The 790-nt window shown below is 73.5% G+C and carries 1 protein-coding gene; it reads right to left on the reverse strand.

Annotation, left to right across the window (positions count from 1 at the left end):
• On the reverse strand, nucleotides 1-790 hold a 790-nt coding region (locus tag DPV74_RS41630; RefSeq protein ID WP_162923353.1), incomplete at both ends, for an iron chelate uptake ABC transporter family permease subunit.

The raw sequence follows: 790 nt of genomic DNA on the forward strand, positions 1-790 counted from the left end.
AACCCGATGAAGCCGACCGGCCCGACCGCCGCGACGGCCGCACAGGCGGCGAGCGTCGCGATCGTCAGCGCGAGCGGCCGCAGCACGGCCACCGGCAGGCCGAGCGCGGCCGCCTGGTCGTCGCCGAGCGCGAGCATGTCGAGCGGTTTCGCGAGCCACGCGAACACGGGCACCGCGAGCACGCACCACGGCAGCAGCATCGACACCTCGCCCCAGCTGCGGCCGTAAGTCCCGCCGACGAGCCACACGACGAAGCGCGCGGGCTGCACGCTTTCCTGCGTGATCAGCCATTGCGCGAGCGTGGTCCACAACGCGCCGATCACGATCCCCGTCAGCGCCACCGCGAGCGGCGCATAGCGATGCCGGTGATTCAGCGCGAGCGTGATCGCGAGCGACAGCCCGCCGCCGATCAGCGCGGCCGCTGCGAGCGTCACGTGGCCCATCAGCGGCCACGTCGACAACGCGAACAGCGTGACGAGCCCCGCACCCTGCGTGACGCCGAGCACTTCGGGGCCCGCGAGCGGATTGCGCACGACGCTTTGCATCGCGACCCCGCTCACTGCGAGCAGCGCGCCCGCGAGGAGCGCGCACAGCAGCCGCGGCATGCGCAGGTCGATCAGCATCCGCGCGAGCGCATCGTGGCCGGACAGCGCAGCGGACCAGCGCGCGATCGACAGCCACTCGGGGCCGGCCGACACGCCGACGAACACGGCCAGCACGCCCGCCGCGACGAACAGCGCCGTGCGCAGCGGCCAGCCGAGCCGTTCGAGCCAGCCGACGAGCCGCGTCG

The organism is Burkholderia sp. HAN2018 (genome assembly GCF_024704855.1).
GTDB lineage: Bacteria > Pseudomonadota > Gammaproteobacteria > Burkholderiales > Burkholderiaceae > Burkholderia > Burkholderia cepacia.